At 68.5% G+C, this 21,381-nt stretch carries 21 protein-coding genes and 1 tRNA gene; 8 read left to right on the top strand and 14 right to left on the bottom strand.

Annotated elements, in window-relative coordinates; translation table 11 throughout:
* Window positions 1–56 precede the first annotated feature (56 nt).
* The 3 genes from Q9235_RS14930 to Q9235_RS14940 all read right to left on the bottom strand — a co-directional run bounded on the left by Q9235_RS14930 (window position 57) and on the right by Q9235_RS14940 (window position 3,291).
* The gene (locus Q9235_RS14930; RefSeq protein WP_306222555.1) at window positions 57–926 is read right to left on the bottom strand and encodes a dienelactone hydrolase family protein; all 870 of its coding nucleotides are present in this window, start codon (window positions 924–926) and stop codon (window positions 57–59) included.
* A gap of 99 nt (window positions 927–1,025) precedes the next feature.
* Window positions 1,026–2,510, bottom strand: coding sequence for a M48 family metalloprotease (locus Q9235_RS14935; protein WP_306222556.1), 1,485 nt, complete (start codon window positions 2,508–2,510; stop codon window positions 1,026–1,028).
* A 4-nt stretch (window positions 2,511–2,514) separates the two neighbouring features.
* Window positions 2,515–3,291, bottom strand: a complete 777-nt coding sequence (locus Q9235_RS14940; protein WP_306222557.1) for a hypothetical protein — start codon at window positions 3,289–3,291, stop codon at window positions 2,515–2,517.
* 28 nt (window positions 3,292–3,319) lie between these two features.
* On the opposite strand from Q9235_RS14940, the gene Q9235_RS14945 reads away from it, so the two are divergent.
* Window positions 3,320–3,396 (top strand) — tRNA-Arg (locus Q9235_RS14945).
* Between the two features lie 65 nt (window positions 3,397–3,461).
* Here Q9235_RS14945 and Q9235_RS14950 read toward each other — a convergent pair.
* Window positions 3,462–4,607 carry an MFS transporter gene (locus tag Q9235_RS14950; RefSeq protein ID WP_306222558.1) on the bottom strand — a complete coding sequence of 382 codons (1,146 nt, stop codon included), beginning with the start codon at window positions 4,605–4,607 and terminating at the stop codon, window positions 3,462–3,464.
* 252 nt (window positions 4,608–4,859) lie between these two features.
* On the opposite strand from Q9235_RS14950, the gene Q9235_RS14955 reads away from it, so the two are divergent.
* Window positions 4,860–5,447, top strand: a complete 588-nt coding sequence (locus tag Q9235_RS14955; RefSeq protein WP_306222559.1) for a hypothetical protein — start codon at window positions 4,860–4,862, stop codon at window positions 5,445–5,447.
* 7 nt (window positions 5,448–5,454) lie between these two features.
* Here the strand turns inward: Q9235_RS14955 and Q9235_RS14960 are convergent, their stop codons facing one another.
* The 9 genes from Q9235_RS14960 to proB all read right to left on the bottom strand — a co-directional run bounded on the left by Q9235_RS14960 (window position 5,455) and on the right by proB (window position 14,158).
* Complete coding sequence (locus Q9235_RS14960; RefSeq protein ID WP_306222560.1) at window positions 5,455–5,979, bottom strand: RNA pyrophosphohydrolase; 525 nt, start codon at window positions 5,977–5,979, stop codon at window positions 5,455–5,457.
* Window positions 5,976–7,088, bottom strand: coding sequence for a divergent polysaccharide deacetylase family protein (locus tag Q9235_RS14965; protein ID WP_306222561.1), 1,113 nt, complete (start codon window positions 7,086–7,088; stop codon window positions 5,976–5,978). Before Q9235_RS14965 ends, Q9235_RS14960 begins: the two co-directional genes overlap by 4 nt.
* Before the next feature lie 207 nt (window positions 7,089–7,295).
* Complete coding sequence (locus Q9235_RS14970; RefSeq protein ID WP_306228281.1) at window positions 7,296–8,660, bottom strand: S41 family peptidase; 1,365 nt, start codon at window positions 8,658–8,660, stop codon at window positions 7,296–7,298.
* The gene (locus Q9235_RS14975) at window positions 8,660–10,006 is read right to left on the bottom strand and encodes a murein hydrolase activator EnvC family protein (RefSeq protein WP_306222562.1); all 1,347 of its coding nucleotides are present in this window, start codon (window positions 10,004–10,006) and stop codon (window positions 8,660–8,662) included. Before Q9235_RS14975 ends, Q9235_RS14970 begins: the two co-directional genes overlap by 1 nt.
* Complete coding sequence (gene rlmH, locus Q9235_RS14980; protein ID WP_306222563.1) at window positions 10,003–10,482, bottom strand: 23S rRNA (pseudouridine(1915)-N(3))-methyltransferase RlmH; 480 nt, start codon at window positions 10,480–10,482, stop codon at window positions 10,003–10,005. Before rlmH ends, Q9235_RS14975 begins: the two co-directional genes overlap by 4 nt.
* 12 nt (window positions 10,483–10,494) lie before the next feature.
* Window positions 10,495–10,794 carry a ribosome silencing factor gene (gene rsfS, locus Q9235_RS14985; RefSeq protein ID WP_422678195.1) on the bottom strand — a complete coding sequence of 100 codons (300 nt, stop codon included), beginning with the start codon at window positions 10,792–10,794 and terminating at the stop codon, window positions 10,495–10,497.
* 181 nt (window positions 10,795–10,975) lie between these two features.
* Entirely contained in the window at window positions 10,976–11,599 is a 624-nt protein-coding gene (locus Q9235_RS14990) for a nicotinate-nucleotide adenylyltransferase (protein WP_306222564.1), read from the bottom strand.
* Between the two features lie 15 nt (window positions 11,600–11,614).
* Window positions 11,615–12,856 carry a glutamate-5-semialdehyde dehydrogenase gene (locus Q9235_RS14995; protein WP_306228285.1) on the bottom strand — a complete coding sequence of 414 codons (1,242 nt, stop codon included), beginning with the start codon at window positions 12,854–12,856 and terminating at the stop codon, window positions 11,615–11,617.
* Window positions 12,857–12,967: 111 nt separating this feature from the next.
* The gene (gene proB / locus Q9235_RS15000; protein ID WP_306222565.1) at window positions 12,968–14,158 is read right to left on the bottom strand and encodes a glutamate 5-kinase; all 1,191 of its coding nucleotides are present in this window, start codon (window positions 14,156–14,158) and stop codon (window positions 12,968–12,970) included.
* Between the two features lie 278 nt (window positions 14,159–14,436).
* On the opposite strand from proB, the gene Q9235_RS15005 reads away from it, so the two are divergent.
* The 6 genes from Q9235_RS15005 to Q9235_RS15030 all read left to right on the top strand — a co-directional run bounded on the left by Q9235_RS15005 (window position 14,437) and on the right by Q9235_RS15030 (window position 19,797).
* Window positions 14,437–14,811, top strand: a complete 375-nt coding sequence (locus tag Q9235_RS15005) for a DUF6481 family protein (protein ID WP_199092391.1) — start codon at window positions 14,437–14,439, stop codon at window positions 14,809–14,811.
* A 262-nt stretch (window positions 14,812–15,073) separates the two neighbouring features.
* Entirely contained in the window at window positions 15,074–15,655 is a 582-nt protein-coding gene (locus Q9235_RS15010) for a sigma-70 family RNA polymerase sigma factor (RefSeq protein WP_422678377.1), read from the top strand.
* A gap of 48 nt (window positions 15,656–15,703) precedes the next feature.
* Window positions 15,704–16,396, top strand: coding sequence for an anti-sigma factor family protein (locus Q9235_RS15015; RefSeq protein ID WP_306222566.1), 693 nt, complete (start codon window positions 15,704–15,706; stop codon window positions 16,394–16,396).
* A 61-nt stretch (window positions 16,397–16,457) separates the two neighbouring features.
* The gene (locus tag Q9235_RS15020; RefSeq protein ID WP_306222567.1) at window positions 16,458–17,939 is read left to right on the top strand and encodes a S8 family serine peptidase; all 1,482 of its coding nucleotides are present in this window, start codon (window positions 16,458–16,460) and stop codon (window positions 17,937–17,939) included.
* Window positions 17,940–17,986: 47 nt separating this feature from the next.
* Complete coding sequence (locus tag Q9235_RS15025) at window positions 17,987–19,141, top strand: glycosyltransferase (protein WP_306222568.1); 1,155 nt, start codon at window positions 17,987–17,989, stop codon at window positions 19,139–19,141.
* The gene (locus Q9235_RS15030) at window positions 19,138–19,797 is read left to right on the top strand and encodes a class I SAM-dependent methyltransferase (protein ID WP_306222569.1); all 660 of its coding nucleotides are present in this window, start codon (window positions 19,138–19,140) and stop codon (window positions 19,795–19,797) included. Before Q9235_RS15025 ends, Q9235_RS15030 begins: the two co-directional genes overlap by 4 nt.
* Before the next feature lie 22 nt (window positions 19,798–19,819).
* Here Q9235_RS15030 and Q9235_RS15035 read toward each other — a convergent pair whose 3' ends face one another.
* Complete coding sequence (locus Q9235_RS15035) at window positions 19,820–21,337, bottom strand: globin-coupled sensor protein (protein WP_306222570.1); 1,518 nt, start codon at window positions 21,335–21,337, stop codon at window positions 19,820–19,822.
* Window positions 21,338–21,381 lie beyond the last annotated feature (44 nt).

Below are 21,381 nucleotides of genomic sequence, written 5' to 3' on the forward strand. Positions count from 1 at the left end.
GCGGGCGACCGCCGGGTTTTTTGTTGGGTCAAGCTCGGAGAATGACGCCTTTTTCCTCAGGCCGTTCCCGTTCCCGCCTTGAGGAAAGCCACCGTCTTCGCCCAGGCCTGCTTGGCCGTAGCCGCGTTGTAGCGCTCGGCGCTGGTGTCGTTCATGAAGGCATGGTCGACATCGGGATAGACGATCGCCTCGTACTGGACATTGGCGGCCTTCAGCGCCTTCTCGTAATCCGGCAGCATCTGCACGAGGCGGGTGTCGCGCGAGGCCTGCTGGATCAGCAGGCGGGCCTTGATCTGCGGCACCTTGGCGAGATCCGGCGAGCGCCCGTAGAAGACGACGCCGGCCGCGAGCTCGGGGACGGAGACCGCGAGATCGTTGACCGAGCCGCCGCCCCAGCAGAAGCCGACTGCGCCGGTGCGCCCGGTCGCATCCGGGCGCGCGGCCAGGTATTTCAGCGCCGTGCGGCCCTGGGTGACGACCGTCTCGACGGAAAGCTGCGGGAAGAGCGCGCGGGCGGCGTCCGGATCGCTCGGTGTGCTGCCGAGCGGGGTCAGGAAATCGAGCCCGAGCGCGGTGAAGCCCTCCAGCGCCATGCGGCGGGTGATGTCCTCGATATGCGGATTGAGACCGCGGTTCTCGTGGATGACAAGGACGCCGCCGCGCTTCGCCTCCGCCTTGGGCGTGACGAGATAGCCCTTCAGCGCGACGCCATCGACGGCCTGATCGAACCGGCTCGCGGTGATGCGGGCATCGTCCGGCGCGACCTGCTGGGCGTGGGCGTAGTTGGGCTCCAGCAGGGCGAGTGCGGCTTCGGCCGCCGCCGCGGTACCGGCGATGGCGAGGAGCCGGTTCATGAAGACGCGGCGGTCGAGCGGCTTATGCGTGTATTCGTCATAGAGTTCGACGATCCGGCGATCGAGCGCCATGCGTGCCTCCCCTGGTCGTGGCTTTCCGCGATCATAGCGCGGGGCGCGAGCGATGAAGGAGGGGCGTGAGACGGACTCGCGGCCTTGTGAAAGGCAGGACTACTCGGCGACGACTTTGTAACGCTGGCCGGGCGTCAGCGAGGCGTTGCGGTCGAGCCCGTTGAGGAGCTGGAAGAGCTCGCCCGGCCGATCCTGCTCGGGCATGCGCTCGGCCATGCTGGCGACGCTGTCACCGGCTTCGGCTGCGACCAGCCGGATCTGCATGGGCCGGACGGCCTGCGCCTCGGCCGGCGTCATCACCCGGAAGCTGTCAGTGACGCTGCGCATCTGCCGCTCCGGGTCGCTGCCGCCGCGCGCGGCCAGGATGAAGCGGTAGACCCGCTCGCCGATCTGCACGGCGGCAAGTCTGAAGGTCCAGTCGGTGCCGCGGCCATTGGCGCGGACGGCAGGCTGGCCGGCGATCTCGCTCTTCTCGATGCCGGTGGTCTCGACACCTTCGATCCAGCCGGCGGAGACATAGGATTCCAGCGTCTGGCCGCTCTTCAGCGTGACGGAATCGAAGCGCAGGGCCTGCGTGCCATTGGCGCTGACGCCGATGACCATGTCCTGCGCGGCTTCCAGGCTGAAGCCGTCCGGCGCGCTGAAGCCGATGCGCAGCGCGCTGTTGATGTATCGACGGCCCCGGACGACGCCGTCGCGCGGGTCGTCGCCATAGGCCAGGCCCTCGATCGCATTGAGCCAGCGATTGGCATCGCGCTCGCCGATGCCGGGCGCGCCGATCTGGCGGGCGGCGGCGGTGACGGCGGCGATGCGCTCCGGCGTCTGCGGATGGCTGGAGAGGATGTCGAGCCGCTTGTCGTCGGCGCTCTGGTTCTGGCCGCTGTTGCGGAAGGCGGTGTTGCGGCCGAGCGTGGCAAGGAAGCGGCTGGCTCCATAGGGATCGTAGCCGGCGCGCGAGATGTTGCGGACGCTGATCTGGTCGGCGGTGAGTTCCTGCTGGCGCGAAAACTTGGCGAGCGAGAGCTTCGAGCCGGCGCTCACGGCCGCGCCGCGGGTCGGGTCTTTCAACACCTGCGAGACGACCTGGCTGACCAGCGCGGATTCCGCTTCCTTCTCGGCGCGCTCGACGGCGTGCTGCGCCGTGACATGGGCGATCTCATGCGCCAGCACGGACGCGATTTCCGAGGTATCGTTGGCCAAGGCGAGCAGGCCGCGCGTGACATAGAGCCGGCCATTGGGCAGCGCGAAGGCGTTGACCAACGGCGAGTTCAGGATGGTGATCTCGTAATGGCCGATCTGGCCTTCACCGGCCTTGGCGAGGCGCTGCACGACCTCGTCGAGGGCGGCGCGGGCCCGCGCCGCACGGTACTCGCCGCCGAAGGCTGCGAGCAGGCGCTGGTGTTCCTGGTCGGAGGCGCGCTGGACCGTGCTGATGCGCGGCGCGATCTCGTTCTCGGAGGTGGAGCTTGCCGGCAGGATCGGACTTTGATCGCCGAGGCAGCCGACGAGCAGCAAACCCGGCAGCGCGATGGCTGCCAGCCGCTTCGAAAGTCGCGAAAGCGATGCTCGCGGGAGCTGCTGCATATCCTCAGTCGATCAGTTCCAGCGCGGTCCGGGATGAAACCTCCAGCAGGAGGCCATCGCGCCCGGACAGGACACCATAGGCGCGCAGCCGTTTACCGCCGAGATGGCTCGCGGTCCAGCCGGCACTCTTGAGTTCGCGCCAGAGGCTGCGCGACAGGGCGATCGAGGCAGCCTCCTTGGGGCGGCGGGAGAAATTCAGATAGGTCCGCTGGGAGCGCTCGCCGACCGAGGCGATCCGGCCTTCCAGCATGACGTATCGCCCCTCCTGCGCCTTTACCGCGGCGAGATCATGGCCATCGACCGCCGCCTGGGGCGAAACTTGCGGGCGAGATGTTACCGTTTTCTGAACGGGCTCGTTCTGCGGCGTCTCGCATGTGGATGCGCCGGATTCAGGCATGGGCAGGGCGGCTCCCTGCCGCAGCAACAATTGCGCGAGATCCTGCGTAGCTACGGCCGGTGATGCGGGCGGGACCAGCAGGCGCGCGGGCAGGCGGCCCCAGCGGTCGGGTTCTCCGGCGATGACGAGGCCGAGCGGGCGGCCGAGGAAGCCGCGCAGCGCTGCGTCGAAGCGGGAGACCTCCTCGGCGCTCTGGCGCGGCGCGAGGCCGACGAGCCGCAAGCGGCGGCCATCGCCCAGAACCGGGTCGCCGGCAGGATCGAGCCCGGAAAGCTGCACCGTCGTGGAGGTTTCCGAATCGGGCGCGCAGCCGGACGCGGCCCATGCCGGCGCGATCGGCAGGGCGGCGCATGTGACGATGGCAAGAATGGACTTCACCCGCATCGCGATTATGCTACACGGAGTTTCGTGCGTCCCGGTAGCTCAGCAGGATAGAGCAACGGTTTCCTAAACCGTAGGTCAGGGGTTCGAATCCCTTCCGGGACGCCATTCTAAGCAACGGATAGCGGCCAACATCCGCGATACTGCTGGCAGCGCTGCCGCGATGGCACCGCTCAGGACCGGCGCGACAGGGTGCCGACGACGATCACGACGGTTGCCATCATGCAACTGACGACGATCAGCGACGTCGAGAGCGAAAGCGCCGTCATCACCCCGCTCACCACGATCACGCCGACCGCATTCGCCGTCCGCAGCAAGGCGAAGACTTCCGCACGTCTCTTCGGTGGTGCGAGCGTGTCGAGGACGAGGGAATAATAGGTGCCGAGCGGCGCGAGGACCGCACCGATCAGGACGGCGCCGATGACGGTCACGATCATCGAAATCTGAAGCGCCGCCAGGATTGCTCCCGACGTCATGATCGCCAACTGGATCAGGACGGCCCGACGGCTCGCCATGCGGTTCCGGATGCTGACCCAGATGCCACCCGCAACCGAAGCGACACAGAGCGGGACGGTGAACAGGATGGCCAATGTCGGCGCGTAGCCGAAATGCAGGGCCAGCGCGACGGCGCCGATCTCCAACGCGGCCACCGTCGCTCCGCCTGCCGCCGCGCACATGAGCCAAAGCAGGATCGGTGGGCTGATGATCGACGCGTCCGGAGCATGCACGTCGTCGGGAGAGGCTCCGGGCCGTACGGTCGGAAGCAAGAGTGCGGGGATCACCCCGAGAACCGCGATGGCCAGCACCGCGAAGACGGGCGAGATGGTGCCCAGCCCGGAGGCCGCCACGGGCGCCAGGACGAATGTGGTCTCGTTGAGCGTCGCCGCGATCCCGAGCGCGCGGGGAAGCTTCGACGCCGGTGCGAGCTCGTTGAGGATCGTCCGCAGATATCCGGCGGCCGCGCCATTCACCAGTCCCGCCAGTGCCGACGCCGCAACCAGCCAGATGACGGGGGCTGCATAATGCGCGAGCAGGGCGAGCGTCCCGAGCGCGATCGCCCTGAAGACCACCAGCAGCCGCAGGAACGTCGTGGGCGGGAAGCCTCGGCCCGAGCGCGTGATCGGGATGGCGCCGATCACCTGAGCGAGCGTCATCGACAGGATCATGGCCGCGCCGGAGCTGGTGTCGCCGGTGAGCGCCAGAGCGACCAGCGCGAAGGCGACCGGTCCCGCCGCCTGCGGAACCGTCATGGTCGCAGAGGAGATGAACCACCGGATCAGCGGCGCTGCGTTGATCGTGCTGGTCGAGGATGTCGTCATCAGCCGGCCCGAAGGAAAAAGGGCCGGGCCGTTCCCGGACATTCTGTATCCCGTGACGGGATCGAGGACGTTACCTCGTGACAAGCGCTTTAGCGTTCGCGTGCGCGACTGGCAAGCTGACGGTCTGAAGCGATAGCAGCGGCTTTCCCGGTCAATCCCCGAACTCCTTGCTGCTGCGGAAGAAGCGTGGCCGCCGCGTCAGCCTCCTGAAATCGGTGGCCAGCGGCGCGGTCGATGTTCTAAGCACGGGGCATGGAGACCGTCTCGCCGCACGAACTCTTCACCCATATCCGCATCGTGCTCGGCATGGTCATCGGCCTGGGCATCACGCGGATGCTGGCCGGTCTCGCCGGCTTCATCCAGCATCCCGGCCGCCACCGCGTCTCGCTGCTCCACATGCTCTGGGTCGGTTCGATCCTGCTCGAGCTCGTGCTGTTCTGGTGGTGGGAGTTCGGACTGTCGCGAATCCCGGCCTGGAGCTTCGGCGTCTATCTCTTCCTGATCGGCTACGCCGTCGTGCTCTATCTGATCTCGGCGCTGCTCTTCCCGGACAACATCGCCGAATATGCCGGCTATGAGGATTTCTTCATCCGGCGCCGGCGCTGGTTCTTCGGTCTGCTGGCGGCCGCCTTCCTGCTCGACGTGGTCGATACCCTGATCAAGGGCACCGAGCACTGGACCCAGCTCAGCGGCGACTATCTCGTGCAGGTGCCGATCGGGCTGGCTTTGTGTCTCGTGGCTTATCTCTCGGCGCGGCGCAGCGTGCATATCGCGCTCGCCAGCGTGCATATCCTCTACCAGTGCTACTGGATCGTGCGGGTGGTCTACACGATGGGCTGACGCAGGCTCAGCCCTTCCTGACGGCTCCGCTCGCGAACGGGGCGAAATGCCGGACGACCTGCCGGTAGACGCCCTGCTTGAAAGGGATGATCAGTTCCGGCGTCTCGTCGAGCCTGGCCCAGCGCCAGGCGTCGAACTCGGCCTTGTGGCCACCGGTGGGTGTCAGAATGTTGATCTCGTCATCCGAGCCGGTGAGGCGGAAGGCGAACCATTTCTGCGCCTGGCCGCGCCAGCGGCCCTTCCAGGCTTCCTTGCCGATATCGACGGGCAGGTCGTAGGAGAGCCAGCCCGGCGCCTCGCCGAGGAGCTCGACCGAGGTGACGTTGGTTTCCTCGGCGAGCTCGCGGCGAGCGGCTTCCAGCGGTGTCTCGCCCTCGTCGATGCCGCCTTGCGGCATCTGCCATGCATGACCCGGCGCGACATGCTCGCGCTTGGTCTTGTCGGCGCGACGGCCGACGAAGACGAGGCCCTCCGTGTTGAACAGGGCCAAGCCCACGCAGGGGCGATAGCCTTCGGGGGCCGTGTCGGTCATTGCAGCGATCCGGTGGACTTGATCGATCCGGTGCTCTTGGGCGAGCGGAAGCCGCGGGCGGCGCTCACGGGAACGATCGCGATCTTCTTGGCTTCGAGCGACTGCGCCCAGCGGTTGATCCGCTCGATCGAGACGGGCAGGGCGCTGGCGGCGGCGACGACGATGCCCTGTTCGCGGGCGAGGTTTTCGAGCGCGGCCAGCTCCTTGTCGATCGCGTCGGCGCGGGTCACGCCGTCGATGATACGGTCGATCTTCAGAGAGGGGATGCGAGCGCGGTCGGCCGAGCCGGCGAGCAGGCTGCGTGCCGAGGAGCCGTCGTCGACGACCATCAGGCCGCGGCCGGCAAGCTCGCGCAGAACAGGCGAGAGGGCGCTTTCGTCCGCGGTGAAGCGGCCGCCGAGGAAATTGACGATGCCGACATAGCCGGTGAAGCGGCCGAGCGCCCAATGCAGCTTGTCGATATTGTCCGGTGCCTTCGGGCCGGTCAGCAGCGTGTGCGGACCGGGATCGTTGTCGGGATAGTCGAAGGGCTCCATCGGCAATTGCAGGAAGACCTCGTGGCCTTCGCTGCGGGCGCGCTGGACGGTGCGTTCGAGCTCCGTGCCGTAGGGTGCGAAGGCGAGCGAGACAGGCGCAGGCAGCTTCGCGATGGCATCGGCCGTGCCGCTCTGGCTGATGCCGAGGCCGCCGACGAGCAGCGCGATCCGGCCCGCCGGTTTCGCCATGGGCTCGGTGCCGAGCGGGCGGGCATAGATCTTGGCAGGGGTCGCGCCGTCGGGTCCCGTTTTCGGCAGCAGGCCGTAGCGCGAGCGCTCGACCAGCCGATTGTCGGGCGCCGTTGCGAGCGTGATCGTGCCGGCGGCGTCGGGAATGGTGATGACGATGGCCTCGGGCGCCTCTTCACCGGCACGCACCACGGTCACCCCCGCGCTGTTCTCGAGCTGGGCGGCGCTGGCCGTCCCGCGTGGCGCGGCAGCGGCCGGATCGACCGGAGCAGGAATCGAAGCGACGGGGGCAGCGCGTTTTTCGATCGCGGCCACGACCATCGGCTCGCCGCCATCGGGGTCGCGTCGCAGTGCGACCGTCAGCACGAGCCCGATAACAGCCACGCCGACACAGCCGGCTGCCGCCGTCGCGAGCCAGCGTCCCCAGGGCCTGCCAGAGGCCGCCGGGCGATCCTTGCCGAGCGGTCGATTGAGCTCCGTCAGCGGCGTATCGGCCGTGAGAGGCCGTCCTCGAGGTTGCGACGCGGACCCGAATCACCAGCCCGCGCGCTAGTCTTGGCGCCTAAGAAGCCCGGCGTCGAGCCCGCAGGCTCAGTTCGGCTGCTTGGGCGCCTCGGGCGTGGCGGGAGCGGCAGGCTTCTCGGCCGGCTTTTCCGTGACGGCTGCGGCACCCGTCTTGACGCCGCGGAGCTGGTTCAGCGCGGCGATGAGCTGGGTGTCCTTGGTCGCATCGGCGGGAACATAGGAGCTGGAGCCGGACTGCTCCTCGCCCTCGCCGGCCTTGAGATGGCCTTTGAGCGCGGCTTCGCCCTTGTTCTCGACGAGCTTGTCCTTGATCTCCTGCGGAATCTCCTGCTGGACCTCGATATCCGGCGTGATGCCCTTGGCCTGGATCGAGTTGCCCGACGGGGTGTAGTAGCGCGCGGTGGTCAGGCGCAGGCCGCCATTCGAGCCGAGCGGGATCACGGTCTGGACCGAGCCCTTGCCGAAGGAGCGCGTGCCCATCACGGTCGCGCGCTTGTGGTCCTGCAGGGCGCCGGCGACGATCTCGGCCGCGGAGGCGGACGAGCCGTTGATCAGCACCACGACCGGCTTGCCCTTGGTCAGGTCGCCCGACTTGGCGTTGAAGACCTGGGTCTCCTCGGCATTGCGGCCGCGCGTCGAAACGATCTTGCCGCGATCGAGGAAGGCATCGGAAACCAGGACCGACTGGTCGAGGCGGCCGCCGCGGTTGTTGCGGAGGTCGATGACGAAGCCCTTGAGCTTGTCCGCGCCGATCTCGCTCGTAATCTTCTCGATCGCCTTGCGCAGGCCGTCATAGGTCTGCTCGGAGAAGGTGCCGATGCGGATATAGCCGATATCGCTCTCGACTCGTTCCTCGACGGCGGGGACGACGATGGTCGAGCGGGTCAGGGTGAATTCAAGCGGCTCGGTCTTGCCGGGGCGGTCGATCTTCAGCGTGACCTGGGTGTTGATCAGGCCGCGCATCTTCTCGACGGCCTGGGTCAGGGACAGACCCTTCACCTCGGCGCCGTCGATCTGGCGGATGATGTCGTTGGCGAGGATGCCGGCCTTGGAGGCGGGCGTGTCGCGGATCGGCTTGGCGACCTTGAGCACGCCGTCCTCCATCGTCACCTCGATGCCGAGGCCGCCGAACTGGCCGCGCATGTCGGTGTCCATGTCGCGGAAGGACTTGGAGTCGAGATAGGAGGAATGCGGGTCGAGCGAGGAGACCATGCCGTTGATGGCAGCCTCGATCAGCTTCTGCTCGTCGGGCTTGTCGACATAGTCGGTTCGGATCTTCTCGAAGATGTCGCCGAACAGGTTCAGGCTGCGATAGACCTCCGCCGAGGCGGCGACGGCGCTGGTCGACGAGAGCAGCCGGGTCTGGGTGGCCAGTCCGGTCAGGCCCGCGCCCATGATGGCGCCGGCGAGAACGAGGGAAACCTTGCGCATCATCCGCGAACCTTTTCGCCTTGCGATTTCGTCCACCACGGCGTCGGATCGATCGAGACGCCGTCTTTCCTGAATTCGATATACAGAACCGGCTGCCCGGTTCCCACCCCTACCGTCGTCGCGGCAGCTTCCGACGTTTCGCCCATCGTCGCAACCGGTTCTCCGGCCAGCACGAACTGATTGAGCGCGACATCGATCCGCTGCATGCCGGCCAGCAAGATGTAGTACCCCCCGCCGGCGTTCAGGATCAAGAGTTGTCCGAACGAACGAAACGGCCCCGCATAAACCACCCAAGCGTCGGAAGGCGCCGAAACTAGGGCGTTGGCGCGGGTTTCCAACGAAATCCCGCGAATCGTGCCGCCGGCACCGTCCGGATCGCCGAAACCACGCAATCGTGATCCGGCTACCGGCAGGGAAAGCAGGCCCTTGGCCTCGGCGAAGGCGATCTTGGGGGCGAGCCGCGCCGGGTCCTTGAAGGCCAGCGCCGTCATGCGCTCGCGCTGCTCGCGCGTTTCCTGCTCGATCGCCTGGCGGGCGGCATCGGCTGCCTTGTTGGCGACGGAGATCTCCTTCTCGATCTTTTCGACGAAATCCCGCATCGAGCGGGCCTGGCCGGCGAGTTCCTTGCCGAGAGCGGCCTGCTGCTCGACATCCTTGGCGGCGCTGGCCTCGCGTTCGCGCCTTGCCTCGACCAGCGAAGCCAGGCGTTGGCGTTCGCCTGCTATCTGCTCCATCTCCGTGCCGATCTTGCCTTTTTCGGTGGCGATGCCGTCGCGCAGGCGGACGAGTTCGGCGAGGTCGGTGCCTAGAATCTCGACCTCCTGCCGGAGATCGGGCACGACCGCGCCGAGCAGCATCGAGGCGCGCACGGCTTCCAGGATATCCTCGGGGCGCACCAGCACGGCGGGCGGCGGCCGACGGCCGATGCGCTGCAGTGCGGCCAGCACCTCGGCGATCAGGTTGCGCCGGCCCTCGAGCGAGCGGCGAATCGCGGTTTCGCTGGATTGCAGCAGGCCGAGCCGGGTTTCCAGAGCACCCAGCCGCTCCTCGGCCGCCTGGGTGCGCGCGGCGGTGTCGAGCAGTGCCTTGTTCAGCGCGGCGCGGTCGGCCCGGATCGTCGCGATTTCCTTCTCCAGCGCGGCGCGGGCCTCGGTATTGCCGGCGAGGCGCTGCTCGATCGCCTTGAGCTCGCTCTCGCGCGCCTGTTTCTCTACGAGCTTCTGCATCGCCTCGCGTTGAAGCGCTTCCGGATCGGGCTGGGGCGTCTGGGCGAATGCGCCGGACGATGTCGCCAGCAGGGCGGCAAGGCACAGGCCGCGCAGTCCGGGGCGAATCAGCAAGCTCATACGCGATGATAGGGGTGGCCGGAGATGATCGTCATCGCGCGATAGAGTTGTTCGAGTACGAGCGCCCGCACGATCTGGTGCGGGATGGTCAGGGCGCCGAAGGCGAGCGTGATGTCGGCCTTGTCGCGGATCTCCTCGCTCAATCCATCGGCGCCGCCGATGATCAGGCTGGCATGGCCGGTGCCGGAATCGCGGGCGGTTGCGAGGCGGGTGGCGAAGGCCTCGCTGCCGAGTGCGCGTCCGCGTTCGTCCAGCGCGATGATCAGGCCGGGCTGAGCCTTCGCGAGGATGGCCTGAGCCTCCTCGCGCTTGCGCTCCTCCGGGCGCCGGCCCCGACCCTCGGCGATTTCGAGGATGTCGGGACCGCTGAAGCCGATGCCGCGGCCGAGCGCGACGCCACGCTCACGATAGCGCTCGCAGAGGTCGCGTTCCGGCCCGTCCTTGAGCCGGCCGACGGCGATGACCGCGAGCCGCATGCGAAGCGAACGTCAGTTGTCGAGGCGTTCGTTCGGCCGGTCGGTGCCCCACATCTTCTCGAGATTGTAGAACTGGCGCACTTCGGGCCGGAAGACGTGGATGATGATGTCGCCGGTATCGAGCAGAACCCAGTCGCAAGCCGGCATGCCCTCGACCTGCGGCGACGGCTTTCCGGAATTCTTGATGGCTTCGATCAGGGCTTCGGCGATCGCGGCGACATGGCGGTTGACGTTGCCCGACGCGATGATCATCGCATCCGCCAGCGAGGTCTTGCCCACGAGGTCGATCACCGTGATGTCCTCGGCCTTCATGTCCTCGAGGACACGCTGGGCGAGGGCGATGCTGTCGGCAGAAGGATTCTCCGCGACGGCAGCCTGGGGAAGCGGCTTCGGCTCGGCTTCACCAAGGGTTTGACGGGTCAGTGACGTATCCTCTCGATCCTGATGCGCATTGGGCGCGATGGGTCCAAAATAAGCCGGAAGGCGCGGGAGTTCAATCGCGGCCGGCCTGTTTGCGCAGCATCGTCGAGGATAGCGTCGAGCGCTTGCCGTGCAGGAAAACCCAGGCCGGAGGCTTCATGCGCGGCAGGCTCGCGGCCCGGCTTTCGGGCAGGCGCCAGCGCGACAGCCAGTTGGCGGCGGGCGAGGCCATGGCGCTGTGGGTCGATCCCGGCCGGTCGATGATCGCGATCGGCATCATCCGGGCGATGGTGCGCCATTCGTTCCAGCGGTGGAAGCCAGCGAGATTGTCGGAGCCCATGATCCAGACGAAGTTTACGCCCGGACAGCGGCGCTTCAGCGCGCGCAACGTGTCGGCAGTGTAGCGGGTGCGCAGCATTGCCTCGACGCCGGTAACGTCGATGCGGGCACGGCCGGCAACGCCTTCGGCCTGGCGGATGCGCTCGGCCAGCGAGGGCAGCCTGGCATTGTCCTTCAGCGGGTTGCCGGGCGTGACCAGCCACCAGACGCGGTCGAGCTGGAGGCGGCGCAGGGCGGTGAGGCTCGTGAGCCGGTGCCCGTCATGGGCCGGGTTGAAGCTGCCGCCGAACAGGCCGATGCGCAGCCCGGGTGCGAAGGTGGGCAGCCGGGACGGCAGGCGCGCAAACTCGCTCGTCATGCGCCGGGCTTCGCCTCAGGGCCGGGTCTGGCCCGCGCCATGGACGCGGTACTTGAAGGAGCAGAGCTGCTCGACGCTGACGGGGCCGCGCGCATGCATGCGGCCGGTGGCGATGCCGATCTCGGCGCCGAAACCGAACTCGCCGCCATCGGCGAACTGGGTCGAGGCGTTGTGGATGACGATGGCGGAATCGACCTCGGCGAGGAAGCGGGCGGCGGCGGCCTCGTCGGCGGTGACGATGGCATCGGTGTGGTGCGAGCCGTAGCGTTCGATGTGGTCGATCGCGGCGTCGAGGCCGGGCACCGTCCTCACCGCGATGATCCGGTCGAGATATTCGGTCGCCCAGTCCACTTCGGTGGCAGTGCTCACACGCGCATCGACGGCGCGGGCCGCTTCATCGCCGCGCACGGCGCAGCCGGCTTCGAGCAGGGCGGTGACCAGCGGGGCGAGATGCGTGCCGGCGCAGGCCTCGTCGACAAGCAAGGTCTCGGCCGCGCCGCAGACGCCGGTGCGGCGGAGCTTGGCGTTGAGCAGGATCTCGCGCGCCATGGCGAGATCGGCCTTCGCATCGACATAGACGTGGCAGTTGCCGTCGAGATGGGCGAAGACCGGCACGCGCGCCTCGCTCTGGACGCGGGCCACGAGGCTCTTGCCGCCGCGCGGCACGACGACGTCGATATTGCCGTTGAGCCCGGAAAGGATTTCGCCGACCGCGGCGCGGTCGCGCGTCGGCACGAGCTGGATCGCGTCGCCGGGCAGGCCGGCGGCCTCCAGGCCCTCGCGCATCGCGGTGGCGATCTCGGTCGAGGAACGGAAGGAATCGGAGCCGGCGCGCAGGATCGCGGCATTGCCGCTCTTCAAACAGAGAGCGCCGGCATCGGCCGTGACGTTCGGCCGGCTCTCGAAGATCACGGCGATGACGCCGAGCGGGGTCGCGACGCGCTCGAAGCGCAGGCCGTTCGGCCGGGTCCATTCCGCCAGCACGCGGCCAAGCGGATCCGGCAGCTCGGCAACCTCGGCGACGGCGTCGGCGATAGCGGCGAGGCGTTTCTCGTCGAGGGCGAGGCGGTCGATGAAGGAGCCGCTCAGGCCCGCCGCTTTGCCGTCGATGAGATCCTGCGCGTTGGCCGCCAGGATTTTTGCGCTGCGGGCGCGCAGCGCATCGGCCATGGCGAGGAGGGCGGCGTTGCGCTGCTGGGCCGGGCTGAGCGCGACCTTGCGTGCGGCCGCACGGGAGCGCCGGCCGATATCCTGCATGACGCCGCCGATATCGGTGGCCTCGTTCGTCGCGATGATGCGCAATGCGCTGTCGCCGGTCATCTCGTTCCAGCCCAAGGTTTGCCGGCGATGGCCGGCCCGTGAGAAAGCTTAGCCTAGCCCGAGCGCCATGTCGTCCCGGTGGATCATCTCGGCGCGGCCGGGATAGCCGAGCACGGTCTCGATATCGCGCGAGGCCTTGCCGAGCACCAAGGCGGCCTCGGAGGCGTCGTAGGCGACGAGGCCGCGGCCGAGCAATTGCCCCTCGGGGTCGCGGATCAGCACGGCATCGCCGCGCGCGAACTCGCCCTCGATCCGGGTGACGCCGACCGGCAGCAGGCTCGCGCCGCCGCGGAGCGCACGGGCCGCGCCGGCATCGAGATGCAGCGTGCCGCGCGGCTCCAGCGAGCCGGCGATCCAGGTCTTGCGGGCGGTGGCGGGCGTCGAGGCGGTGAGGAACCAGGTGCAGCGACCGCCCTCGGCGACGCTGGCCAGCGGGTTCTTGGCGCGCCCGTCGGCGATCAGCATATGGGTGCCGCCGGCCGCCGCGATCTTGCCGGCCTCGATCTTGGTGCGCATGCCGCCGCGCGAGAGCTCGGAGGCCGCGCCACCGGCCATGGCGTCGATCTCCGGCGTGATGCGCTCCACCACTGGAATATGCCGCGCGCTCGGATCCTTGGCGGGCGGGGCCGTATAGAGGCCGTCGATATCCGAGAACAGCACCAGCAGGTCGGCGCCGGCCATGGTCGCGACGCGGGCGGCGAGCCGGTCATTGTCGCCATAGCGGATCTCGGTGGTGGCGACCGTGTCGTTCTCGTTGATGACGGGGATGGCGCGCAGGTCGAGCAGGCGGCCGAGCGTCGCGCGCGCGTTGAGGTAGCGGCGCCGCTGCTCGGTATCGGCCAGCGTCAGCAGCACTTGCCCGGCGGTGAGGCCATGGGCGCCGAGCGCTTCGGCCCAGTTGCGGGCGAGCGCGATCTGGCCGACGGCGGCGGCGGCCTGGCTCTCCTCCAGGCGCAAGGGGCCGGAGGGCAGGCCGAGCACGGTGCGCCCGAGCGCGATCGCGCCGGAGGAGACGACGAGCACGTCGGCACCGCGCTGGTGCAGGTCGGCGAGATCCTCGGCCAGCGCCGCGAGCCAGGCATGGCGCAGGCGGCCGCGGCCGCGGTCAACCAGCAGGCTGGAGCCGACCTTGACAACGATGCGGCGGAAATCGGAGAGCTGGGGCGTCTTCACGGGGAGCACGACGTTGTTGCTGCAGTCGTCCTGCCTGTTGGGGAAAATGCCGCGCTTGTAAAGCATAGAGCTGCTTTTCTCGCCCCAAAGTCGCCCGTCATGGGTGGTTTGCATTGACAGGGCAGGGCAGGCTGCCCATATGCAGACCCCGGCCCGCCCGCCTGATGGGTGCCGATCCTGCCGTTCTCATGCGTTTGAAGCGTGCAGTATGCAGGACCTGCCGCCTGATAAGCGCTGGAAGCGGGGCTGCCGCGCGTCGATTTCGATACCAATCCGGCCGGATCTGGATTATCTCGCCCGCGCAGGCCGATGAACGCCCGTAACAACCCGAGAGAAGATCACCCTTGAAGAACCCGAACGACCGCAGCTTTACCGACCGCCAGTCCAATTCCGCCAATGCCAAGAAGGCGCTGCTCGAGCGTTTCCAGGCCCGGCCGAAGGCCGACGACCCGGTGATGGTGCAGCGACGCGAGGAGCGGGAAGCCATCGCCCAGGCTCGCGCCGAGCGCGAAGCCGAGAAGGCGAAGATCCGGGCCGAGAAGGAGCGCCTGGAAGCGATCGAGCGTGCGCGCATCGAGGAAGAGAAGCGCCAGGAAGAGATCGCCCGCGAAGCCGCCCGGAAGGCCGAGCAGGCCAAGCGCGACGCCGAGCGTCCGCGCAAGGTGCTGCTGGAAGCCGTGCAGTACATGCAGATGCGCACGGCCGGCAAGCGCCGCTGAAGCCTTTGCAGTTCGGCCTGTACAGGCCGGACGCCAGGAATTTCCGCATATCCTTGGAATGCGATTTGGGGCGCTGCGAGCGCCCCTTTTCATATCCGCTTAACCGCGATGACAGCGCTTGCCCCGGCCGACGGCTGAATTTCGGGCAAAAAACTCCTATCCGTTTCGTATCCAGCTATCGGCAAATCCGGATGTGCGGATTAATGTGCGCGTCGGGTTGAACCTTTTCCCCGCTCGCCGCGACAACCGGATGCGAGCCGGGATGCCTGGCCTTCGAGGGGCAATGCATACGGAATCGGACGAGGATCTCGTCAAACGGATCGCCTCTGGCGACCGGCTCGCGATGAAGGTGCTGTTTTCGCGGCATCAGGTGCGGGTCTACCGTTTCGTGCTGCGGCTCGTCCGCGACGAGACGCTTGCCGAGGATGTGATCAGTGACGTGTTCATGGATCTGTGGCGACAGGCGGATCGGTTCGAGGCTCGTGCCTCGGTCTCGACCTGGCTGCTCGCCATCGCCCGGAACAAGGCCTGGTCGCTGCTGCGCAAGCGCCGCGATGCCGAGCTGGACGAGGATTATGCCGAAAGCCTCGAAGACGATGCGGACGGCCCCGAAGTGGTGCTGCAGAAGCAGGACAAGGGTCTCGCCATCCGGGCCTGCCTCGAACGCCTCTCGGCCGAGCATCGCGAGGTCATCGACCTCGTCTACTACCACGAGACTTCCGTCGAGGAGGTCTCGCGGATCGTCGGGATCCCCGAGAACACCGTCAAGACCCGGCTTTTCCACGCCCGCAAGAAGCTGGGCGAAATGCTCAAGGCAGCCGGCATCGACCGGGGCTGGCCGTAAGGTTTTCGTTTTTAAGAGGCGCGGCCCTGCCGCCCAGGGAGTGGCGTGATGAACGACAGCATCGCCAGCGATCCGAAGCGCCGCGAGCTCGAGGAGCTGCTGCCCTTCTATGCCAATGGCCGGATCTCGGACGCCGACAAGCGCCGCGTCGAGACCGCGCTCGCCGTCGATGCCGAGCTGTCCGCCCGGCTCGATCTGATCCGCGACGACATGGCCGAGACGGTCCTGCTCAACGAGAGCCTCGGGGCGGCGTCGCCGCGAGCCCTCGAAAAGCTGATGGCCGGCATCGAGGCCGAAGCCCGTCCGGTGCCTCTTCTAGCCCGAGCCCAGGAGAACAGCCGCGGGCTGCTCGGGTGGCTCGGCGGGCTTCTGGCTGCGCAGACGCCGCGCCGACTGGCCTATGCCAGCGCCGCCGCGCTCGCGCTGATCGTTCTGCAGGGCGTCGCGATCACCGGCCTTGCGCTGCGCGATGGCGGCCCGGGCTTCCAGACCGCCTCGGCCCCCGGTGCCCGGCCGTCGGAAAGCTATGTGCTGCTGAGCTTCTCGCCGGAGGCGAGGGCCGGCGAGATCGCCTCCTTCTTCAAGCGCTTCGATGCCTCGGTGGTCGACGGCCCGCGCGCCAACGGCTTCTTCAAGGTCCGCGTTGGCGATGCTTCCCTCTCTTCCGCCCAGCTCGATGCGATCGCGGCGCGGATGAAGGGCGAGAGCGCCATCGTCAGCTTCGTCGCGCCGGCGCCGTGATCCGGCTGGCGCGGTTCTTGGGCGCCATGGCATGATGTCGTCGTCGCAGGAGGGTCAGGCCATGCTGCCGTCCCCGTTCGCCCGCCGGAAATCCACGCTTCGGTGCCTCGTCGGCGCCGGCCTTGTCGCATGCGCGCTTGCGCTCGCGCCGGGGCTGGCCTTCGCGCAGCCCGCGGGCGGAACCGGCGACGGCAAGCGTATCGCGCCGACGACGAGCCCGCAGCAACCCTCAGCCGGCGGTACCAACCGCTCGATGCGCGTGCCGCCCGGCTCCTGGCTGCAGCCACGGACCCAGCGCAGCATCGTGCCGGCCATGGACGAGAACCGCTTCGTGCCCGACGAGGTGCTGTTCGAGCTCGCGCCCAATGTCGAGGCCGAAGCCGTTCTGCGCCGTTATGGCGCGACATTGATCGCCAGCCAGCGCTTCGAGCTCGCCGGTGTCACCATCATCCGGGCGAAGCTCGAGGCCGGGCGCGATCTGCGCGCCGTGCTGACCGCTATGGCCGACGACACCAGCATCGCCGGGGCACAACCGAATTTCCTCTTCGAACTGCAACAGGATTCGCTCTCCGGCCCCGGCACGCCGGCCGGTGCGTCCACCGCATCGTCGGACGCGAGCACGCCTGCGCCGACCCAGGGCCTGCGGCTGGCCGACCCCGCGACGGCGGCGCGCGGCAACGCGGCGGTGCGGCGCATCCTGCCGCCGCAATATGTGGTCGAGAAGCTGCGTCTCAGCGAAGCGCGCAAGCTGGCGCAGGGGCGCAATATCCGGGTCGGCCTGATCGATTCCGGCGTCGACATGGAGCATCCCGAGATCCGGGGCTCGGTCCTCGGCTATCTCGATGCCGTCGACGGGCTGGCGACGCCGCATGCGCACGGCACCTCGATGGCGACGGCGATCGTCGCCCATGGCGAACTGCAGGGCATTGCCCCGGCCGCCCGCCTGATCGTCGCCCGTGCGTTCGGCGGCCCGCAGGCGGCTTCCGCCAACGGCAAGTCGTTCCAGATCCTCACCGCGCTCGAATGGATCGTCCAGCAGCGTGCCAAGGTGATCAATCTGAGCTTCGCCGGCCCGCAGGATCGCCTGCTCTCCAAGGCGCTGGCCGGCGCGAAGGAGCGCGGTATCATCACCGTCGCCGCCGCCGGCAATGGCGGCGCCCGCTCGGCGCCGCTGTATCCCGGTGCCGATCCCAGCGTGATCGCGGTGACCGCGACCGATGCCGAGGACAAGGTCTTCAGCGATGCCAATCGCGGCTCCTACGTCGCGATCGCGGCGCCGGGCGTCGACGTGCTGACGGCGGAGCCCGGCGGACGCTATGCCTTCACCTCCGGCACCTCGATCGCCGCCGCCCATGTCACGGCGCTGGTCGCGCTCCTGCTCGAAAAGCAGCCGGAGCTCGATACCGACAGCGCGCGCCGGGTGCTTGCCGAAAGCGCGACCGATCTCGGTTCGCGCGGGCGGGACCCGGTCTATGGTGCGGGCCGGATCGACCCGCCTGCGGCGCTCGCCCGCGTGCTGCCGGTCGCGACGGCGCGGCCCTGAGGGGCAAGCGGGCTTGACCTTCGCCCTCGCATCGGCCTGATGGCGCGATGCCGCGCCCGAAACTCCTTTTCGTCGCCACCGAGGACTGGTTCTTCGCCTCGCATTTCCTGCCGATGGCGCGGGCCGCGCGCGAGCTCGGCTTCGACGTCGCGGTGATCGCGCGCGAACGCAACCACCGGCATGTGATCGAGGCGACAGGCGCCCGCCTGATCGGGCTGGAGGCGGAGCGGCGCAGCCTCGATCCGCGGGCGCTGTTCAAGCAGGTCGCGGCGCTGAAGCGCCTGATCGCGGCGGAGAAGCCCGACATCCTGCACTGCATCGCGCTGAAGCCGATCGCGCTCGCCGGGCTCGCGGGCAAGCTGGCCGGGGTCGAGCGCCGCGTCTATGCGCTGACCGGGCTTGGCTTCCTCGGCGCGAAGCAGGGCGCGCTCGCCGCGATGGCGCGCTTCGCGGCGATCACCTGGCTGCGCGGCGCCATCGACGGGCCACAGGTCCGCTTCCTGTTCGAGAATCCCGACGATCCGGTGACGCTCGGGCTCGATCCCCAGGACGCCGCGAAGGTCGCGATCGTCGGCGGGGCCGGCGTCGACCCGCTGATCCTGATGCCCTCGCCAATGCCGGCGGCGCCGCCGCTCAAAGTCGCGCTGGTCGCGCGCATGCTCTGGTCGAAGGGTGTCGATCTCGCCGTCGAGGCGGTGAGGCTAGCGCGGGCCGAGGGCGCCAAGGTCTCGCTGACCATCCATGGCGCGCCGGACCCGTCCAATCCCAAGGCAATCCCCGAGGCGACGCTGAAGGAATGGGCGGCGCGGCCGGGCATCACCTGGGCCGGGCCGACGCGCGACATCGAGGGTGTCTGGAAGGCGCATCATCTCTGCGTCCTGCCCTCGCGCGGCGGCGAGGGGCTGCCGCGTACGATCCTGGAAGCTGCGGCTTGCGGACGGGCGATCCTGACCACGGATGTGCCGGGCTGCCGCAGCTTCGTCCGCGACGGACAGGACGGCATGGTCGTTCCGGCCGATGATGCGGCGGCGCTGGCCCGGGCGCTCGTCGCCCTCGCCGGAGCGCCGCGCCTCGCGGAGCGCATGGGCGAGAGCGCGCGTGCGCGCCTGCTCGACGGTCATACCGAGCGCGACGTGATGAACGGCGTGAAGGCACTCTATCTCGGCCTGCTCGGCCGCGCCGCGCCCGAGGCCGCGGCATGAGCGGCGAGGCCGTCCTCGACCGCGAGGTCTTTATCCGCACGCATACGCGGCTGCTGCCGGTGCCGCATGCGCCGGAGATTTTGCTGCATGTCGCCGAAGAGGCGACGGAGCTCTGGCAGAAGACCGAGGACGAGCTCGCCGTGATCGGCCTGCCGCCGCCATTCTGGGCCTTCGCCTGGGCCGGCGGGCAGGCGCTGGCGCGCTATCTGCTCGACCATCCGCAGATTGTCGCGGGTCGGCGGATGCTGGATTTCGCCTCCGGTTCGGGGCTTGTGGCGATCGCGGCGGCGAAGGTTGGCGCTACGTCGGTCGAAGCCTGCGATATCGATGCTTTCGCAGCGGCGGCGATCGGCATCAATGCCGCAGCCAACGGGATCGCGGTGACACCGCGTTGCGATGATCTGATCGGCCGCGACGAAGGCTGGGACGTCGTCTGTGCCGGCGATGTCTGCTACGAGCGCGAGATGGCCGAGCGTGTCATCGACTGGCTGTCCGGGCTGTCGGTGCGGGGCGCGACGGTGCTGATCGGCGATCCCGGCCGCAGCTATCTGCCGCGCAAAAGGCTGGAAGCGCTCGCGACCTACGAGGTGCCGGTGACGCGCGCACTGGAGGATGCCGAGATCAAGCGCAGTTCGGTCTGGCGGCTCGCCGGGTAGGCGCGCCGCCAATCGGGGTTAATCAGGCCGCGCGTCGCCGAGCCGCGCTCATGGTGGCGGCGGCTCCGCCCTGCTCGGTCCGGAAGGCCGCGACCAGCCGGTTGAGCTGATCGATCTGGTCAAGCAGGACGCGTGCCGAGGCGGCGCTTTCCTCGGCGAGAGCCGCGTTCTGCTGGGTGATCTCGTCCATATGGCTGACGGTCTGGCTCATCTCGTCGATGCCGTTGGCCTGCTCGCTGGAAGCGGATGCGATCTCCTCGACGGTGCTTGAGACCTTGGCGGAGGCTGCGACGATGCGGTCCAGCGTCTCGCCGGCCTGGCGAACGAGCCTGACGCCCTCGGCGACTTCCGCGTCCGAGGAGGAGATCAGGCCGGTGATGTCCTTGGCGGCGCCGGCCGAGCGCTGGGCCAGTGCCCGGACCTCGGCGGCGACGACGGCGAAGCCGCGCCCGGCATCGCCGGCTCGGGCGGCCTCGACCGCGGCATTGAGCGCCAGCAGGTTGGTCTGGAAGGCGATGCCGTCGATCACGTCGGTGATCTCCGAGATGCGCTTCGAGCCGCCCTCGATCCGCGCCATCGCCTCGACGGCTTCGCGGACGATATCGCCGCCGGTGCGTGCGACATTGGCGGCTTCGTCGGCCAGCGAGACGGATTCGCGCGAGGCCTGGGTCGAGGTCTTGACGGAAGCCGCGAGCTGTTCGGTCGTCGCCGCGCTCTCCTCAAGGGCCGAGGCCTGCTGTTCTGTGCGCATCGAGAGATCCTGCGCGCCGGTGCTGATCTCCTGCGAGGAGGAGGCGATCGCTGCGGACGTCGCCTTGATCGTGCCGACCATCTCCTGGAGACGCGCCATCGCGCCATTGAAATGATCGCGGATCTCCGAATATTCGGCCGGGATCTCGGCGCTCATGCGATAGGTCAGGTCGCCCTCGGCGAGCGCTGCCATGCTCTGGCTGACGCAGGCGATGGCCTGGTCGCGCTCGGCCGCCTTGGCCTGTTCGAGGGCACGGGCCTCGGCCTCGGCCTTGAGCCGGGCTTCCTCGGAGGCTTCGAGATAGACGGTGATGGCGTAATCCATGTCGAGCAGCGCCGCCTTGACGATGGCGCCGATCTCGGCGGAACGCTCGACCGCGCCGGGCATGCGCTTGCCCAGCGCGTTTTTCGGCCAGCGGGCCTCCAGCACGCCGGCAAGCAGCTTCTCGAGGATCAGCGCGTAGCCGCCGATATACCAGCGTGGCTCCAGGCCGATGCGGGCATGGACCTTGCCGACCTGGGTGACGGCGCCGATGTAGTTCTCGTCGAACTTGCCGGTGGCGATGCCGCCCCAATGCCTGGCCTGACGCTGCTTGGCGCCTTCGATATGCTGTTCGTTGCTGAAGAACGCCTTGGTTTCCGGGAAGGCGCGCAACTGCGCGTAGAAGGCGTCGAGCGCGCCGGGAACGGCCGTTCCCAAGGCGTCGCCGACATCGCGGATGCGCGCCTGCGCCTCCGGGCCGAGCTGCATGAAGGCAAGCCGCTTGCCGAGATGATCTGTTGCCGACATCAGGAGGTCCCCAGCCTCGGGCGGAAACTGCTCCCGCCGGAGGC

Source organism: Bosea beijingensis, assembly GCF_030758975.1.
Taxonomy (GTDB): domain Bacteria; phylum Pseudomonadota; class Alphaproteobacteria; order Rhizobiales; family Beijerinckiaceae; genus Allobosea; species Allobosea beijingensis.

Bases quoted from the DNA above. Each gene is read 5' to 3' on its own strand.
- Q9235_RS14930 (WP_306222555.1), bottom strand. From the start codon at position 926: ATGGCGCTCGATCGCCGGATCGTCGAACTCTATGACGAATACACGCAT.
- Q9235_RS14935 (WP_306222556.1), bottom strand. From the start codon at position 2,510: ATGCAGCAGCTCCCGCGAGCATCGCTTTCGCGACTTTCGAAGCGGCTG.
- Q9235_RS14940 (WP_306222557.1), bottom strand. From the start codon at position 3,291: ATGCGGGTGAAGTCCATTCTTGCCATCGTCACATGCGCCGCCCTGCCG.
- Q9235_RS14950 (WP_306222558.1), bottom strand. From the start codon at position 4,607: ATGACGACATCCTCGACCAGCACGATCAACGCAGCGCCGCTGATCCGG.
- Q9235_RS14955 (WP_306222559.1), top strand. From the start codon at position 4,860: ATGGAGACCGTCTCGCCGCACGAACTCTTCACCCATATCCGCATCGTG.
- Q9235_RS14960 (WP_306222560.1), bottom strand. From the start codon at position 5,979: ATGACCGACACGGCCCCCGAAGGCTATCGCCCCTGCGTGGGCTTGGCC.
- Q9235_RS14970 (WP_306228281.1), bottom strand. From the start codon at position 8,660: ATGCGCAAGGTTTCCCTCGTTCTCGCCGGCGCCATCATGGGCGCGGGC.
- Q9235_RS14975 (WP_306222562.1), bottom strand. From the start codon at position 10,006: ATGAGCTTGCTGATTCGCCCCGGACTGCGCGGCCTGTGCCTTGCCGCC.
- rlmH (WP_306222563.1), bottom strand. From the start codon at position 10,482: ATGCGGCTCGCGGTCATCGCCGTCGGCCGGCTCAAGGACGGGCCGGAA.
- rsfS (WP_422678195.1), bottom strand. From the start codon at position 10,794: ATGAAGGCCGAGGACATCACGGTGATCGACCTCGTGGGCAAGACCTCG.
- Q9235_RS14990 (WP_306222564.1), bottom strand. From the start codon at position 11,599: ATGACGAGCGAGTTTGCGCGCCTGCCGTCCCGGCTGCCCACCTTCGCA.
- Q9235_RS14995 (WP_306228285.1), bottom strand. From the start codon at position 12,856: ATGCAGGATATCGGCCGGCGCTCCCGTGCGGCCGCACGCAAGGTCGCG.
- proB (WP_306222565.1), bottom strand. From the start codon at position 14,158: ATGCTTTACAAGCGCGGCATTTTCCCCAACAGGCAGGACGACTGCAGC.
- Q9235_RS15010 (WP_422678377.1), top strand. From the start codon at position 15,074: ATGCCTGGCCTTCGAGGGGCAATGCATACGGAATCGGACGAGGATCTC.
- Q9235_RS15015 (WP_306222566.1), top strand. From the start codon at position 15,704: ATGAACGACAGCATCGCCAGCGATCCGAAGCGCCGCGAGCTCGAGGAG.
- Q9235_RS15020 (WP_306222567.1), top strand. From the start codon at position 16,458: ATGCTGCCGTCCCCGTTCGCCCGCCGGAAATCCACGCTTCGGTGCCTC.
- Q9235_RS15025 (WP_306222568.1), top strand. From the start codon at position 17,987: ATGCCGCGCCCGAAACTCCTTTTCGTCGCCACCGAGGACTGGTTCTTC.
- Q9235_RS15030 (WP_306222569.1), top strand. From the start codon at position 19,138: ATGAGCGGCGAGGCCGTCCTCGACCGCGAGGTCTTTATCCGCACGCAT.
- Q9235_RS15035 (WP_306222570.1), bottom strand. From the start codon at position 21,337: ATGTCGGCAACAGATCATCTCGGCAAGCGGCTTGCCTTCATGCAGCTC.